Raw genomic sequence first — 501 nt, 5'->3', positions numbered from 1 at the left:
AAGCACTTCAGCGACCGCGCCAGCATCCTTCGCACCCGAGGCTCTTCCCGCATCCGTATCTGTCTACACTTCAGATGCGACAGCCGTCGCCTCTTGGGATGCTGGCCAAACGTCACGTTTTGAAGGAAGACGGACGACGTGCACATTCGATGTTGCCCCGGCACTGGGGATCGTCTCATCTGGGTTGGCGCGCTGCACGTGGCCGCGTAAAAACGGATTCTCTCTCAACGGTTTGGTGCTTTTTCAAGAACCACTGGCATCTATTGCTCGATCCATCTCCACCCTATTGCAGGAAAAGGTAAATGTCGTTCTCCATGCCTGATGGCCCCAGAGTGGCCGTGTAGGGCACACCATGGATAGTGATGCTGGTCTGGGGTTTGTCCGCGCTCGGCAGCAACTCAAGCCAGGACATCGCAAGCCGAAGGCCAGCCTGTGCCGGTTGATTGCGGTGTTGCCAGCTCGGAGGGACAGCTCCTCCCAAGTCGTCCACAGGCAGCGTGT

General features: G+C 58.1%; 1 pseudogene. It reads right to left on the bottom strand.

From position 1 onward, the window contains the following. Positions 1 to 283: 283 nt before the first annotated feature. Positions 284 to 501, bottom strand: a pseudogene (locus tag CO671_RS34085) (hypothetical protein); the annotation flags it as partial.

Source organism: Rhizobium sp. M10, assembly GCF_002531955.1.
Classification (GTDB): Bacteria; Pseudomonadota; Alphaproteobacteria; order Rhizobiales; family Rhizobiaceae; genus Rhizobium; species Rhizobium etli_C.
Note: the sequence above shows the minus strand (reverse complement) of the source record. Positions and strands in the feature narration are given on the sequence as shown.